This window comes from Streptomyces albofaciens JCM 4342 (genome assembly GCF_008634025.1).
Classification (GTDB): Bacteria; Actinomycetota; Actinomycetes; order Streptomycetales; family Streptomycetaceae; genus Streptomyces; species Streptomyces albofaciens.
The window spans coordinates 1830158-1844678 of the sequence record NZ_PDCM01000002.1; the positions used below are offsets into that span (position 1 = coordinate 1830158).

General features: G+C 71.4%; 15 protein-coding genes. 7 read left to right on the forward strand and 8 right to left on the reverse strand.

The annotated features are described in order from the left end of the window. The first annotated feature begins 45 nt into the window (after positions 1–45). From CP973_RS28215 to CP973_RS28225, 3 genes are all read left to right on the forward strand, one after another. Positions 46–645, forward strand: coding sequence for a TetR/AcrR family transcriptional regulator (locus tag CP973_RS28215; protein ID WP_150246728.1), 600 nt, complete (start codon positions 46–48; stop codon positions 643–645). Between the two features lie 67 nt (positions 646–712). Then, the gene (locus tag CP973_RS28220; RefSeq protein WP_150246729.1) at positions 713–1561 is read left to right on the forward strand and encodes a GNAT family N-acetyltransferase; all 849 of its coding nucleotides are present in this window, start codon (positions 713–715) and stop codon (positions 1559–1561) included. 127 nt (positions 1562–1688) lie between these two features. Continuing rightward, complete coding sequence (locus tag CP973_RS28225; protein WP_150246730.1) at positions 1689–2555, forward strand: chitosanase; 867 nt, start codon at positions 1689–1691, stop codon at positions 2553–2555. A 105-nt stretch (positions 2556–2660) separates the two neighbouring features. Here the strand turns inward: CP973_RS28225 and CP973_RS28230 are convergent, their stop codons facing one another. The 8 genes from CP973_RS28230 to CP973_RS28265 all read right to left on the reverse strand — a co-directional run bounded on the left by CP973_RS28230 (position 2661) and on the right by CP973_RS28265 (position 10102). Then, positions 2661–4076 carry a nucleobase:cation symporter-2 family protein gene (locus CP973_RS28230; RefSeq protein ID WP_150246731.1) on the reverse strand — a complete coding sequence of 472 codons (1416 nt, stop codon included), beginning with the start codon at positions 4074–4076 and terminating at the stop codon, positions 2661–2663. Between the two features lie 339 nt (positions 4077–4415). Next, complete coding sequence (locus CP973_RS28235; RefSeq protein WP_150246732.1) at positions 4416–5819, reverse strand: 8-oxoguanine deaminase; 1404 nt, start codon at positions 5817–5819, stop codon at positions 4416–4418. 45 nt (positions 5820–5864) lie between these two features. After that, on the reverse strand, positions 5865–7271 hold the full coding sequence (locus tag CP973_RS28240) for a nucleobase:cation symporter-2 family protein (protein ID WP_208853319.1): 1407 nt from the start codon (positions 7269–7271) through the stop codon (positions 5865–5867). An 86-nt stretch (positions 7272–7357) separates the two neighbouring features. After that, on the reverse strand, positions 7358–8329 hold the full coding sequence (gene pucL / locus CP973_RS28245; RefSeq protein WP_150246733.1) for a factor-independent urate hydroxylase: 972 nt from the start codon (positions 8327–8329) through the stop codon (positions 7358–7360). Between the two features lie 8 nt (positions 8330–8337). Then, positions 8338–8754 carry a hydroxyisourate hydrolase gene (gene uraH / locus CP973_RS28250; protein ID WP_150246734.1) on the reverse strand — a complete coding sequence of 139 codons (417 nt, stop codon included), beginning with the start codon at positions 8752–8754 and terminating at the stop codon, positions 8338–8340. Next, the gene (uraD, locus tag CP973_RS28255) at positions 8751–9293 is read right to left on the reverse strand and encodes a 2-oxo-4-hydroxy-4-carboxy-5-ureidoimidazoline decarboxylase (RefSeq protein WP_150246735.1); all 543 of its coding nucleotides are present in this window, start codon (positions 9291–9293) and stop codon (positions 8751–8753) included. Before uraD ends, uraH begins: the two co-directional genes overlap by 4 nt. 171 nt (positions 9294–9464) lie before the next feature. Continuing rightward, on the reverse strand, positions 9465–9845 hold the full coding sequence (locus tag CP973_RS28260; RefSeq protein WP_150246736.1) for a helix-turn-helix domain-containing protein: 381 nt from the start codon (positions 9843–9845) through the stop codon (positions 9465–9467). Then, complete coding sequence (locus tag CP973_RS28265) at positions 9842–10102, reverse strand: YkoF family thiamine-binding protein (protein WP_150250373.1); 261 nt, start codon at positions 10100–10102, stop codon at positions 9842–9844. Before CP973_RS28265 ends, CP973_RS28260 begins: the two co-directional genes overlap by 4 nt. A gap of 170 nt (positions 10103–10272) precedes the next feature. Between CP973_RS28265 and CP973_RS28270 the strand changes: the two genes are divergently transcribed. The 4 genes from CP973_RS28270 to CP973_RS28285 all read left to right on the forward strand — a co-directional run bounded on the left by CP973_RS28270 (position 10273) and on the right by CP973_RS28285 (position 14229). After that, positions 10273–11133 (forward strand): TIM barrel protein, encoded by an 861-nt coding sequence (locus tag CP973_RS28270; RefSeq protein WP_150246737.1) that lies wholly within the window; start codon positions 10273–10275, stop codon positions 11131–11133. Between the two features lie 26 nt (positions 11134–11159). Continuing rightward, a complete protein-coding gene (locus tag CP973_RS28275; RefSeq protein WP_150246738.1) occupies positions 11160–12053 on the forward strand; it encodes a 2-hydroxy-3-oxopropionate reductase in 894 nt (297 codons plus the stop codon). Next, positions 12050–12490 (forward strand): thiamine pyrophosphate-dependent enzyme, encoded by a 441-nt coding sequence (locus CP973_RS28280; RefSeq protein WP_150246739.1) that lies wholly within the window; start codon positions 12050–12052, stop codon positions 12488–12490. Before CP973_RS28275 ends, CP973_RS28280 begins: the two co-directional genes overlap by 4 nt. Positions 12491–12759: 269 nt before the next feature. Next, positions 12760–14229: a catalase gene (locus CP973_RS28285; protein ID WP_150246740.1), complete on the forward strand. Its 1470-nt coding sequence runs from the start codon at positions 12760–12762 to the stop codon at positions 14227–14229. The last annotated feature ends 292 nt before the right edge of the window (positions 14230–14521 follow it).

A 14521-nucleotide genomic window follows, 5' to 3' on the forward strand; every position in this document is an offset into this window, starting at 1 on the left:
CATAGTAAATCGGCACTACAAATTTAGTATCGAGAGGTGCGCAGGGTGGCACGACGGCGGGACGAGGTCCTGGACGCGGCGGTCGAGGTGCTGGGCGCGGCGGGGCCGCGGCGGCTGACGTACCAGGCGGTGGACGCCGCCGCGGGCGTGCCGTCCGGCACCACGTCCAACTACTTCCGCAACCGCGCCGCGCTGATCGACGGCATCGTCGGCCACCTGGAGGCGCTGGAACGCCGCGACTGGGAGGAGTTCGCGCGGCAGGCCGCGCCCGCCGACGTACCGGAGCTGGCGGCCGCCGTGACACGGTTCGTCCGGTACGCGACCGGCCCCGGGCGCGCCAGGACCGCCGCCCGCTACGCCCTCTTCCTGGAGGCCTCGGCCCGCCCCGAGCTGCGCCCGCCGCTGACCCGGGGGCGCGAGGCCGTCGTCGGATGGGGCACGGAGTGGCTGCGGCGCTTCGGCTCACCGGCGCCCCGGCGGCACTGCGAGATCCTCCTCGACTACCTGGACGGCATCGCCTTCCACCAACTCGCCTTCCCCGTGGAGGATTTCGACCCCGGGCCGGGCATCGCGGAACTGCTCGCCGGACTGCTCGGAGCCGCGACAGCACCGCCCGGCGCCCCGGAGCCGCCCGCCGCGCCGTGATGCCGCCGCGCCACGCCGCGGCCGAATTCGATGGCCCAGGTCACCGGCCTGTGGTGGAGTGACGCCGGTGACGACACCAGACACCGAGCGAGAACGGGCCGCCGGCTACCGCGCGGCGTACGACGCACAGCTGAGGACCCGCGGGTTCGCGCCCGGCGCGCCGGACACCGAGCGGGTCGGGCCCGTGCTGCGCAGCACGCTCCCCCGCCAGGGCGGACTGATCCTCTACCGCGACCTCGGCGGGCTGGACGGGGAGGCGCTGGACGCCTTCATCGCCGCCCAGCGCGAGCACTTCGCGGCCCGCGGCCTGCCGGTCGAGTGGAAGTACCACGGCCATGACCTGCCCGCCGACCTGCCGGACCGACTGACCGCTGGCGGGTTCAGGCCGGGCGAGCGGGAGACGGTCGTCATCGGGGAGGCGGCGGACGTCGCCGGACCGCCCGGGGGCCCGCCGCTCCCCGAAGGCGTACGGCTGCGCGATGTCACCGACCGCGCGGACTTCGACCGTATCGCAGAACTGGCCGAAACCGTCTGGGCCGACGACCGCGGCTGGCTGGCACCGGCCCTGGAGGAGATGGCGGCGGGCCGGGACGGTGACGCCTGCGTGGTGACCGTGGCGGAGTCGCTGGCGGGTGAGGTGGTCTCGGCGGCCTGGGCGCGCTTCCACCGGGGCACCGACTTCGCCTCCCTGTGGGGTGGCTCGACCCTGCCCAACTGGCGCGGCAAGGGCGTCTACCGCGCTCTGGTCGCACACCGGGCGGCGCTCGCCCTCGCGCGCGGGTTCCGTTACGTACAGGTCGACGCGCTGGAGACCAGCCGCCCCGTCCTCAACCGGCTGGGCCTGGTCAGCGCCGCCACGACCGTGCCGTACGTCTGGCGGCCGGCAGCCGGCGGCGGCGCGGTCAACCCCGCCTGATGCGCCAGTGATTGGCGCGATTCGGCGGGTTCCGGTCGCCTCCGGAGTCTGATAGGAAAGGTTCCTAACGATTGGGATCCCGCACCGCACCACGGCCACCCGGCCCGCTCCCCACTGGAGGACCACCATGCGTGCCCGTTCCATAGGCAAGGCGATCCGCAAGCCCGCCACCGGTCTGACCCTCGGTCTGGTCCTGCTCGCCGTACCGGCGACCGCCGTCGCCGGTACCGCGGTCGCCGCCACCGGCCAGGCGCCCGTCGCGGCCCACGTCACCGCCAAGGCCGCGGCCGGCCTGGACGACCCGGCGAAGAAGGAGATCGCCATGCAGCTGGTCTCCAGCGCCGAGAACTCCTCGCTGGACTGGAAGAAGCAGTACGGCTACATCGAGGACATCAAGGACGGCCGCGGCTACACCGCCGGCATCATCGGCTTCTGTTCCGGCACGGGCGACATGCTGGACCTGGTCGAGCTGTACACCCAGCGCAAGCCCGGCAACGTCCTGGCGAAGTACCTGCCCGCGCTGCGCAAGGTCAACGGCAGCGACTCGCACGCCGGCCTGGGCTCCGCCTTCGAGAAGGACTGGAAGAAGGCCGCCCAGGACAAGGACTTCCAGAAGGCGCAGAACGACGAGCGGGACCGGGTGTACTTCAACCCGGCCGTCAAGCAGGGCAAGGCCGACAAGATCGGCGTGCTGGGCCAGTTCGCGTACTACGACGCGATCGTCATGCACGGTGACGGCAGCGACAAGACCAGCTTCTCCAACATCCGCAAGCGCGCCATGGCCAAGGCCAAGACCCCGGCCCAGGGCGGCGACGAGAAGACGTACCTCGACGCCTTCCTGGACGCCCGGGTGTGGGCGATGAAGCAGGAGGAGGCGCACAGCGACACCAGCCGCGTGGACACCGCGCAGCGCGTCTTCCTCAAGAAGGGCAACCTGAACCTGAACCCGCCGCTGGACTGGAAGGTGTACGGGGACTCGTACCACATCGGCTGAGTCACGCACCGGCCGAGCGGCGCGGCGGCCCGTACCGTACCGGAATCCCGGCGCGGTACGGGCCGTCGGCGTGTCCGGACGAGCGCGCCGGGACCGTACGGCGGATCAGTGCGCCCCGGCCGCCCGCGCGTCCGGGGCCCCGCGCTCCGGCTGCCGCGGAATCACCTCCAGCGGCGGTTCGCCGCGCCGCTTTCCGAAGTGGTTGAAGGCCAGGTTGAGCAGGATGGCGACGATGCAGCCGGTGCTGATGCCGGAGTCCAGGACGACCAGCATGTCCTTGGGGAAGTCGTGGTAGAACCGCGGGGCCGCGATGGGGATCAGGCCGATGCCCACCGACGCCGCGACGATCAGCGCGTTCTCGCCCTTGTCCATCGCGGCGGAGGCCAGGGTCTGGATGCCGCTGGCGGCGACCGACCCGAACAGCACGATGCCCGCGCCGCCCAGGACCGGCAGCGGGACCAGCGAGATCACCGAGGCGGCGACCGGGCACAGGCCCAGCACGATCAGGATCAGGCCGCCGGTGGCGACGACGAACCGGCTGCGCACCCGGGTCATCGCGACCAGGCCGATGTTCTGCGCGAAGGCGCTGTTGGCGAAGCCGTTGAAGAGCGGGCTGAGGGCGGTGCCGAGGGTGTCGGCGCGCAGGCCGCCCTCGATGGTGCGCTCGTCGGCCGGCCGGTCCACGATCTTGCCGAGGGCGAGCATGTCGGCGGTGGACTCGGTCATGCAGACCAGCATGACAATGCACATGGAGACGATCGCGGCGATGTCGAACTGCGGGGCGCCGAAGTGGAACGGCGTCGGGAAGCCGACCGGGGCCGCCTCGGTGATCGCCCCGAAGTGCGTGATGCCCACGGGTATCGCGATCAGCGTGCCCGCGACCAGGCCGAGCAGGATGGATATCTGCTGGAGGAAGCCGCGCAGCACCCGGCGCAGGACGAGCACGACGACGAAGGTGAGCGCCGCCATGCCGATGTTGGTCAGGGAACCGTAGTCGGGCGCCTGGGCGTTGCCGCCCTGCGACCAGTTGAAGGCGACGGGCAGCAGTGACACGCCGATCAGGGTGATGACGGTGCCGGTGACCACCGGCGGGAAGAACCGCACCAGTTTGGAGAAGTAGGGCGCGAGCAGGAAGCCGAGCACTCCGGCGACGATCACCGCGCCGAAGATGACGGGCAGCGCGTCGCCGGGGCTCTGGGCCTTGCCGATGGCGACCATCGGGGTGACCCCGGCGAACGAGACGCCGTTGACGAACGGCAGCTTGGCGCCGATCTTCCAGAAGCCGAGGGTCTGCAGCAGGGTGGCGAGGCCGGCGGTGAAGAGACTGGCGCCCATCAGGAAGGCGGTCTCGGTCGGGTCGAGCCCGCAGGCCGGGCCGACGATCATCGGCGGGGCCACCACGCCCGCGTACATCGCGGCCACGTGCTGCAGGCCGCTGGTGAACATCTTGAAGGGCGGCAGGGTCTCGTCGACCGGGTGCTTGCGGTCGCCCTGCGCCGTCCGCCCTGGGGTTGCGGCCACTGCGGGCCTCCTTCGATTTCTGCGCCGCGAGGGGGCGGCGGCGCGAGGCTGTCACGGAGGTGCGTCGGGTGCGGTGGAGCAGCGGTCCGCGCTCGTGGCGCGTACGAGGGGGTGACGGGTCGTCACGTGAAGCGGGGTGACAAAAGCGGGGGTGACAAGAGCGGGAGTGATGCGGGGGGTGATGAGGAGGGGGTGACAACGCGCAGCATTACCGGGCCGGGGGCACGGAGCGACCTCCGTGCCCCCGGGTTCCGGCGCTTGTGGACCCCGCTCGGATCCACAAGCTCCCGGCCGGGGCCGTCCCCCCGGCCGAGTTCTCGGGGTGCCGCCGGGCGGGGATCAGCCCTCGGCGGCGATCCGGGCCAGGCGCCGGGCCTCGGCCCGCGCGGTACGGGCGACGGCCTCCTCGTCGACGGTGGTCAGCCGGCCGTCCTCGACCACCGGCTCGCCGTTGACCAGGGAGAGGGTGACCGGCGCCGCGGCCCCGAACACCAGGGCCGTGACCGGGTCGGCGATGGTGGAGTGGGCCAGCCCGTCCAGCTTCCACAGCACCAGGTCGGCCAGCTTCCCGGCCTCCAGGGAGCCGATCTCGGCGGTCCGGCCGAGGACCTGGGCTCCGCCGTAGGTGCCCAGGCGCAGCGCCTTGCGCGCGTCCAGGGCGGCTTCCCGGTGCGCGCCGAGCCGGTTGATCAGCAGCGCGTTGCGCAGTTCGGTGTGGAGTTCGCCGCTCTCGTTGGATGCGGTGCCGTCCACGCCGAGGCCGACCGGTACGCCCGCGGCGAGCATGTCGGGCACCCGGGCGATGCCGGCGGCGAGCCGCGCGTTGGAGGACGGGCAGTGCGCGACGCCGGTCCGCGTCCGGGCGAAGGCGTCGATGTCGGAGTCGTTCATGTGGACGCAGTGCGCCATCCACACGTCCTCGCCGAGCCAGCCGGTGGACTCGAAGTAGTCGGTCGGGCCCATGCCGAACAGCTCGTGGCAGAACTTCTCCTCCTCGACCGTCTCCGAGCCGTGGGTGTGCATCCGCACACCCTTGCGGCGGGCCAGCTCGGCGCCCTGACGCAGGAGTTCGGTGGATATGGAGAACGGGGAGCAGGGGGCCACGGCGATGTGCACCATGGAGCCGAAGGAGGCGTCGTGGTGGGTGTCGATGGCCTCTTCGGTGGCTTTCAGCGCGCCCTCGGTGGTCTCGACGGCGAAGTCCGGCGGCAGCCCGCCGTCCTTGACGCTGCGGTCCATCGACCCGCGGGCCAGGGTGATCCGGGCGCCGATCTCGCGGGCCGCGGCCAGCTCGGCGCCGACCAGGTCGCCGGAGCCCCGCGGGAAGACGTAGTGGTGGTCGGAGGCGGTGGTGACGCCGCCCTTGACCATCATGGCCAGCGAGCCCTGGGTGGCCGCGGCGAGCATCGGCGCGTCGATGCGGGCCCAGATCGGGTACAGGGCCACCAGCCAGTTGAAGAGGTTGTGGTCGGTGGCCAGCCCGCGGGTGATCCACTGGTAGAAGTGGTGATGGGTGTTGACCAGCCCGGGGGTGACGAGATGGCCCGTGCCGTCGATACGGCGGACGACGTTCTCCAGGCCCTCGGGGGCCCGGCCCGCGCCCACCGACTCGATGCGGTTTCCGGCGACGACGAGGTGGCCGGAGGCGTATTCGGTGCCGTCGGCGTCGACGGTCGCGACGGCGCAGTTCTCGATGACGATGCGCCGCGTCGCCGTGCTGTCAGAGGCTGCCGGTGCTGCCATGGTGCTTCCTCTTGCTTTCTCATGAGGGGAGGGCACGGCAGGGCCCTAGGAGATTTGAGTGCCGGAGCCGGGCGAGGCGGCTGACAGTACCGCTGCCCCCTTGGTGCTCCGGGTGCCGAGATGGTGGAAGAACAGGTTGAGCAGGACCGCGACGAGCGCGCCGGCGCTGATGCCGGAGCCGAGCACGGTCTGCGCCCAGGCGGGGAAGTCCTCGTAGAACCGCGGGGCGGCGAGCGGGATGATGCCCGCGCCCAGCGACACGGCCACGAGGATGATGTTGGAGCTGTCGTCGAGGCCGGCCTCGGACAGCGTACGGATGCCGCTGACCGCGATCGAGCCGAACAGCACGATGCCGGCGCCGCCGAGGACGGGCATCGGTACGAGGTTGACCACCGCGCCGAGGACCGGGAAGGCGCCGAGGACCAGGAGGGCGGCGCCCGCGACGGCGACGACGTACCGGCTGCGCACCCGGGTCAGCGAGACGACGCCGACGTTCTGCGCGAAGGCGCTGGTGGGGAAGCCGCCGAAGACGGGTCCGAGGAGGGTGGCGATGCCGTCGGTGCGCAGCCCCCGGATGATGGTCCGCCCGGTCGTCCGCCGTTCGCAGATCTCGCCGAGGGCGAGCATTCCGGCGGCGGACTCGGTCATCAGGACCAGCATGACGATGCACAGGGACAGTACGGCGGCGGGCTGGAACTCCGGCGCGCCGAAGGCGAAGGGCGTGGGCAGCGCGACGACGGGCGCCTGGCGCAGCGCGTCGAAGCTCGCCATGCCGAACGGCACCGCCGCGAGGGTGCCGGCGACCAGGCCCAGCAGCAGGGCGATCTGCTTGACGAAGCCCCGGGTGAAGCGCTGGATCAGCAGGATCACCACGAGGGTGAAGGCGGCCAGCGCCAGGTACTTCATGGACCCGAAGTCGGCGGCCTCCTTGTCGCCGCCCTGCGCCCAGCCGACGGGTACCGGCATCAGGGTGACGCCGATGAGGGTGATGACGACGCCGGTGACCAGTGGCGGGAAGTAGCGCAGCAGTCTGCCGAAGAACGGGCCGACGGCCAGGCAGAAGGCGCCGGCGACCATCACGGCGCCGTAGATGGCGGGCAGTTGGTGGCCCTTGGCGGTGGTCTCGGCGATGGCGAGCATCGGGGTGATGCCGGCCGAGGAGGCGGCGTTGACGAACGGCAGCCGGTTGCCGGCGAACCGTCCGGCGCCGAGGGTCTGCAGCAGGGTCGCGAGACCGGCGATCAGCAGGCTGGCGGCGATCAGCCGGGTGCGGCCCGCGGCGTCCAGGCCGGTGGCCTGGCCGATGATGAGCGGAGGGGTGACGACGCCGGCGTACATGGCGGCGATGTGCTGGAGCGCTGCGGGGACGAGCCGCTTGGGTGCCGGCTTCTCGTCCACCGGGTGGACCGGCGGGACGGGGTGTTTCTCAGCGTGCGGTGGGTGTGCGGCCATGGGGCGTTTCCCCTCAGGATTCGCGGGGCCCCTCCCCGCTGCGGGACGGGGAGGGGCGGCGCGGCACGGCGCTGCGTCGGGAGCCGTCAGAGGTTGGTCAGATCCGTCGGGATCTCGGCTTCGACACCGTCGCGCAGGACAGTGGCTTCTATCAGGCCGTACGGGCGGTCCGCCGCGTAGTAGACGGCTCCCTCGGCGGTGTCGTTCTTCAGGCCGAACGGCTCCAGATCCACCAGGAAGTGGTGCTTGTTCGGCAGCGAGAACCGCACCTCGTCGATCTCCGCGCGGTTGGTGATGATGCGCGAACCCATCTGGAAGAGGGTCTGCTGGAGCGAGAGGCTGTAGGTTTCCGCGAAGGCGTGCAGCAGGTGCTTCTTGACCTGGGCGTAGGAGCGTTCCCAGTTGGGCATCCGCTGGTCGTCGTCGGTCCAGTTGAACCGCCAGCGGCCGGAGACCTCGGTGGCCAGGATGCGGTCGTACGCCTCCTTGAGCGTCGTGTACTTGTCCTTGATGTAGCCCCAGAACTCGGAGTTCGTCGAATTCATCACGACGAGGTCCTTCAGGCCCGAGACGACCTGCCACTTCTCGCCGTCGTAGGTGACCTGGGTCAGCCGGGTCTCCTGGCCCTTGCGGACGAAGGAGTGCTTGACCTCGTCGGCGCCGATGAACCGCGCGGCGGACTCGGAGGTCTCGATGCGCTCCCAGGCGTACTCCTCGATGCGGATCCGGGCCCGCCCGATCGGCTCCTGGCTGGTGACGAAGTGCCGGGCCAGGTGGATGCCGAACTGCTCGGCCGACTCGATGCCGTGTTCCTTGGCGAAGGCGTACACGGTGTTCTTGGTCGTGTCGGTGGGCAGGCAGTGGGCGTTGGAGCCGGAGAGGTGGACGTCTTCGAGATCGCCGGAGAGCGCGACCGAGACGTTCAGGTCCTTGATGTGGTGGGTGTCGCCGTCCCGGGTGATCTTGACGACGCGGTTCTCCGCTTTGCCGTACTGGTTCTGGCCGAGAATCGCCGGGCGGGAGGAAGCCGGGCGGGCTGGGCGGGAGAAATCTGTCATGGTCGGTGCTAGCTCCCTCGGTATACGGAGTAGCCGAACGGGTTGAGCAGCAGCGGTACGTGATAGTGCTCGCCCGGCTCGACGGCAAAGGTGATTGCCACCTCCGGGAAGAAAGCTCCGCTGTCCCTTGCGCGGGGGGCGTCCTGCTGTTCCTCGGCTTGCTGGTCGGCCGTTTCGGCCTTGCTGGCGAGGTACGCCTCGGTCGCGAAGTCCAGGCGTACGTGGGTGGTGTCCGCCGGCAGGGCCGGCAGGTCCTTGCAGCGCCCGTCCGCGTCGGTCCGGGAGGCGCCGTGCGCCTTCCAGTCCGCGTCGCGTCCGGACCGTACCGAGAGCGTGAGGGCGATGCCCTCCGCGGGGCGGCCCGCGCTGGTGTCCAGGATGTGCGTGGACACCGATGTCTCGTGCGCGGCCGTCTCGCTGCTCATGGTCTGGCTCCTTCTGCGGCGTCTGCCGGGTCCGCCCCGTCCTCGACGAGGCGGCCCAGCCGGATGCGGTTGATCTTGCCCAGTTCGGTACGGACGATCTCGCGTTCTTGTTCCGGCGTGTTGTCCACCCGGTTACGGGCGGCGTCCCGCAGCTGCTCGCCGGTCAGTCCGGTCGCGCAGATGAGGAAGACGTGCCCGAACTTCTCCTGGTATGCCAGGTTCAGTTCGAGCATCTCCGCCTTGAGGTCCGCACCGGCGTCGGACATCCCGCGCTGTTCACGCGAGGAGGTCGCGTCGCCCGGCGTGGGCCGGCCGATGGGCGGGTGCCCGGCCATCGCCTCGGCCAGGTCCGCCGCGGTCAGCTCGGCCATGGCGGCGTCGCTGGCGGCGAACAGGGCTTCGGTGGTGGCGTACGGGCGGTGGGCGAGGATGTGGCTGCCCCACGCTTCGCTGGTGCACGCCTCGTGCAGTGCGGCTCGTGCCGCACGGTCGGACGCGGCGTTGAACCGGGCGAGGCCCGGCGTCGGATTCGAAGACACGGGTAGCCTCCGTGGCCTGGTGCGGTGCGGGCTCTGCTTGGCTGGAAACAGCTAAGACCTCCGGCAACATCACGTCAACACTTTGTTGAAAACTCGGCAACAAGAAAGCCGCCGTCCGGTTCGCCCGGACGGCGGCATGCACGGCTTCGCCCAACCGGCCCCATTTACGGGTCAGTCGGCGCCCTTCGCGGCGTTGTTCCTGTTCAGGTAGTTGTAAATGGTGAAGCGGCTGACACCGAGCGCGCCGGCCACCGTCTCGACGCCGTGCCGTACGGAAAAAGCGCCGCGCGCCTCCAGGACCCGCACCACCGACTGCTTGGTCCGGCGGTCCAGATCCGACAGCGGCATGCCGTGCCGCCGCTGGAGCTCGGCGAGGAGGTGATCGAGCGAGTCGGACAGGTGCGGCAGCCGTACGGCGACCCGGTCCCGCCCCTCCCAGGACAGGACGACATCGTCGCCCTGCGCCTGCTCCGGCGCGATCATCTCCGCACCCATGGCGTCCACCAGCGGCTTGACCGCCTGGACGAACGGGTGATCGGCGGGCTCGGTCACGTCGCGTCCCCTTCGTCCGACGCGATCACGTTGACCTGGAGGGAGACCCGGGTGGCGCCGGCCTCCAGGGACTTGCGCAGCAGCGCATCCACCGCCGACAGCACCTTCTCGCCCTCCCCCTCGGCGGTGTTGCCGAACGGGCCGACATCGACGGCGTCCAGCCCGGCGCCCGTGATGATCTCGCGCCCCACGACCGCGTGGGCGGGCGCTTCGTCCAGATCGAACGGTTCCGTCGTGAATTCCACTCGCAATCGCACCATGCCACCAAAGTATCGCCGCCGGACCGCACCGTTCCCCGGACCCGGAGAACGGCCGCGCGGACGCCCGTCCGGCCCTCGGCCCACCTCTTGACAGGCCAGGAGATCCGCAGGCAATGTTCCAGTCAGCAGAAACAGGGTTCCACAATACGGAAGGTCGCTCACTCCTCATGGGCTTCTCCGACGCGCGTTTCGATGTCAACCTGTCGATCCTGTTCACCGAGCTGCCGTTGCTGGAGCGTCCGGCGGCGGCGGCCGCGGCCGGGTTCACCGCGGTGGAGCTGTGGTGGCCCTGGCCCGAGGCCCCGGTGCCCGAGCCCCGGCAGCTGGACGCACTGCGCGCCGCGCTACAGGCGGCGGGCACCCGGCTGGTCGGGCTGAACTTCTACGCCGGGCAGCTGCCCGGCCCCGACCGCGGCGCCCTGTCCCTGCCGGGCGAGGAATCCGCGCGCTTCCGGGCGAACGTGGAGGTGGCGGCCGACTTCGCGCAGTCGCTGGGCTGCACCGCACTCAACGCCCTGTACGGCAACCGTCTCGACGGGGCGGACCCGGACGCGCAGGACGCGCTGGCCCTGGAGAACCTGGCCCTGGCGGCGCGCGCCGCGCACCGCATCGGCGCCACGCTGCTGATCGAGGCGCTCAACGCCCCCGAGTCGCCGCGCTGCCCGATCACCTCCGCGCCGAAGGCGATCGAGGTGGTCGAGGCGGTCAACGCCGCCACCGGCCTGGACAACGCCCGCTTCCTGATGGACCTCTACCACCTGGCCAGGAACGGCGAGGACCTGGAGCAGGTCATCGACCGCTACACCCCGCTGACCGGGCACGTCCAGATCGCCGACAGCCCCGGCCGCGGCGCCCCCGGCACCGGCACCCTGCCGCTGGAGGCCCTCCTGGAGCGCCTGCACCACAACGGCTACCGGGGCTGGACCGGCCTGGAATACCAGCCCGGCGAGCGTCCCGGCGCGAAGGCCTTCGGCTGGCTGCCGCGCCCGCTGCGCGCCGCCGCCCCCACCACCCCCGCCACCCCCTGACACCCCGCGTACGAAAGGCACCACCGATGAGCACTCTGCCAAAGATCGCCTGGATCGGGCTGGGCATCATGGGCGCGCCCATGGCCGAAAACCTCCTCAAGGCCGGCTACCAGGTCACCGGATACACCCTGGAGGCCGACAAACTGGAGCGGCTGGCCGCGGCCGGCGGCACCCCGGCCGCCTCCATCGCCGAGGCGGTGGCCGGGGCGGACGTCATCATCACCATGGTGCCGGCCTCCCCGCAGGTCGAGGCCGTCGCCTACGGGCCCGACGGCATCCTGGAGAACGCCCGCCGCGGCGCCCTGCTGATCGACATGTCCTCGATCACCCCGCAGACCTCCGTGGAACTGGCCGCCGCCGCGGCCGAGAAGGGCGTCCGGGTGCTGGACGCGCCGGTCTCCGGCGGCGAGGCCGGCGCCGTCGAGGCGGTGCTGTCCATCATGGTCGGCGGCGCCCAGGAGGACTTCGACGCCGCCCACCCCCTCTTCCAGGCCCTGGGCACCACCATCGTGCGCTGCGGGCCGCACGGCGCCGGCCAGACCGTCAAGGCCGCCAACCAGCTCATCGTCGCCGTCAACATCCAGGCCTGCGCCGAGGCCGTCGTCTTCCTGGAGAAGTCCGGCGTCGACCTCGGGGCCGCCCTGGAGGTCCTCAACGGAGGCCTGGCCGGCTCCACCGTGCTGGCCCGCAAGAAGGACAACTTCCTCCGGCGCGACTTCACCCCGGGCTTCCGCATCGATCTGCACCACAAGGACATGGGCATCGTCACCGACGCCGCCCGCACCGTCGGCGCCGCCCTGCCCGTCGGCAACCTGACCGCCTCCCTGGTCGCCGCCCTGCGCGCCCAGGGCGACGGCGGCCTCGACCACTCCGCCCTCCTGCGCGGCGTCGAACGCCTCTCCGGCCACACTGCCGCTTGACGGCCTGTCAGGTAATCGACGAAGCCGTCGGCGCGGACGCGCGCATCGTCACCGACGCCGGACTCCGCCGGCTCTGCGGCACCCCGCACCGGTCGTCGCGGCACCACGCACACCGCTATGTGGTGTGCGGCCGGAACGGCCCGCCCGGCAGGCAGGTGCCGGTCACGGTCGGCGTGCGGGTGGCGCTGGACGCCCTGGGCCACCGGGACACCGTGGCCGTCGCACTCCTCCGCGCCGACGAACTTCCGTACGTCACTGCCCCGTTGGCGTACGCCGTGCGACACGAGGTGCCGTTCGTGCTGGCGGCGATCGGGCCCGGCGGCCGGGCCGGCGAGCAGGCGCTGAAGCTGATGCGGGTGTACGGCTGCTCGGCGCACCGGGTGGACGACCCGGCGGCCTGCGCTCAGCGGCCATCTGGGCCCGCAAGGAAGCCGTGACCACCGCGCGGCCGGTCCTGCTGCTGGCCGCCCCGCGCGTGCCACCCGAGGCGTAGGCCCCGGCACCCCTCCAAGACTTCCCGGCGGCGGCGCCGACACCTGTCCTGTCGCGCCCAGGCGCCGCCGCCGGGAACACCCTCCGAGCGGGCCGAATGCCGCTCCTCAGCACCACCCCGCAACTTTTCAACAAAGTGTTGACGATGGTGGGGGTGCTCCATACGCTCCATCACGCGGAAGCCGACTTCCGCGCTCTCGTACGGAAGGTCACCATGCCGAAGCCCACGACGACGCGCCGTCTCACCACGGAGGCCGGCGCCCCGATCGCCGACAACCAGAACTCCGCCACCGCCGGCGTCGGTGGCCCGCTGCTCCTCCAGGACCAGCACCTCCTGGAGAAGCTGGCCCGCTTCAACCGTGAGCGCATCCCGGAGCGGGTGGTGCACGCCCGCGGCTCGGGCGCGTACGGGTACTTCGAGGTGACCGACGACGTCACCGCCTACACCCGCGCGGACTTCCTGAGCGCGGTCGGCCGGCGCACCGACCTGTTCATCCGCTTCTCGACCGTCGCCGACAGCCTCGGCGGCCCGGACGCCGCCCGTGACCCGCGCGGCTTCGCGGTCAAGTTCTATACCGAGGAGGGCAATTACGACCTCGTCGGCAACAACACCCCGGTCTTCTTCATCAAGGACCCGCTGAAGTTCCCGGACTTCATCCACTCGCAGAAGCGCGACCCGTTCACCGGCAAGCAGGAGCCGGACAACGTCTGGGACTTCTGGGCCCACTCCCCCGAGGCCACCCACCAGGTCACCTGGCTGATGGGCGACCGCGGCATCCCGGCCTCGTACCGGCACATGAACGGCTACGGCTCGCACACGTACCAGTGGACGAACGCCGACGGCGAGGGCTTCTTCGTCAAGTACCACTTCAAGACCAACCAGGGCATCCGCTGCCTGAGCAGCGACCAGGCCGCCGAGCTGGCGGGCAAGGACCCCAACAGCCACCAGACCGACCTGCTGCAGTCCATCGAGCGCGGCGTGTACCCGTCCTGGACGCTGTACGTGCAGATCATGCCGGCGGCCGAGGCGGCGGACTACCGCTTCAACCCGTTCGACCTGACGAAGGTGTGGCCGCACGCCGACTACCCGCTGCGGCGCGTCGGCCGGATGGTGCTCGACCGCAACCCGGACAACGTCTTCGCCGAGGTCGAGCAGGCCGCGTTCTCGCCCAACAACTTCGTGCCCGGCATCGGCCCGTCCCCGGACAAGATGCTCCAGGGCCGGCTGTTCGCCTACGCCGACGCGCACCGCTACCGCCTGGGCGTCAACCACACCCAGCTGCCGGTCAACGCGCCGAAGGCGACCGTGGCGAACAACTACGGCCGGGACGGTCTGATGGCGTCCAACGCCTACGGCCGGCACGCCAAGAACTACGAGCCCAACTCCTACGGCGGCCCCGTGCAGTCGGACCAGCCGCTGGCCGCGCCCTTCGCGCTCACCGGCCACACCGGCACCCACGCGGCCCCGGCGCACGCCAAGGACGACGACTTCTTCCAGGCCGGCGAGCTGTACCGGCTGATGTCCGAGGACGAGAAGAACCGCCTGGCGGCGAACATCGCCGGCGGCCTGGCGCAGGTCTCGCGGGACGACGTGGTCGAGAAGAACCTCGCCCACTTCCACGCGGCCGACCCGGAGTACGGCAAGCGCGTCGAGGCGAAGGTCCACGAGCTGCGCGAGGACTGAACCCCCGGTCGGCGCGGGGGCCCGACGGGAGGTCCGGCCCCCGCGCGCCCGTGCCGGCCGGTCCGCTGAGGGGTGGCCGGCCGGCACGGCACTCCCCCCGAAACCCCGCCCGGCGGTGCGATCGTCCTGTCGCGCCCGACTCCCGTGCCGCCGGGCGGCACCATCTTCTACGCGCCGGTGCGGACGGAACCGCTCACGGTGTCCGTACGATCCGGGCAAAAGCCCGGCCCGCGCGCATATCCCTGCGGTATGGTCGGCCTCCCACCGTGAGCCTCCCCCCAACGCCAGCTGG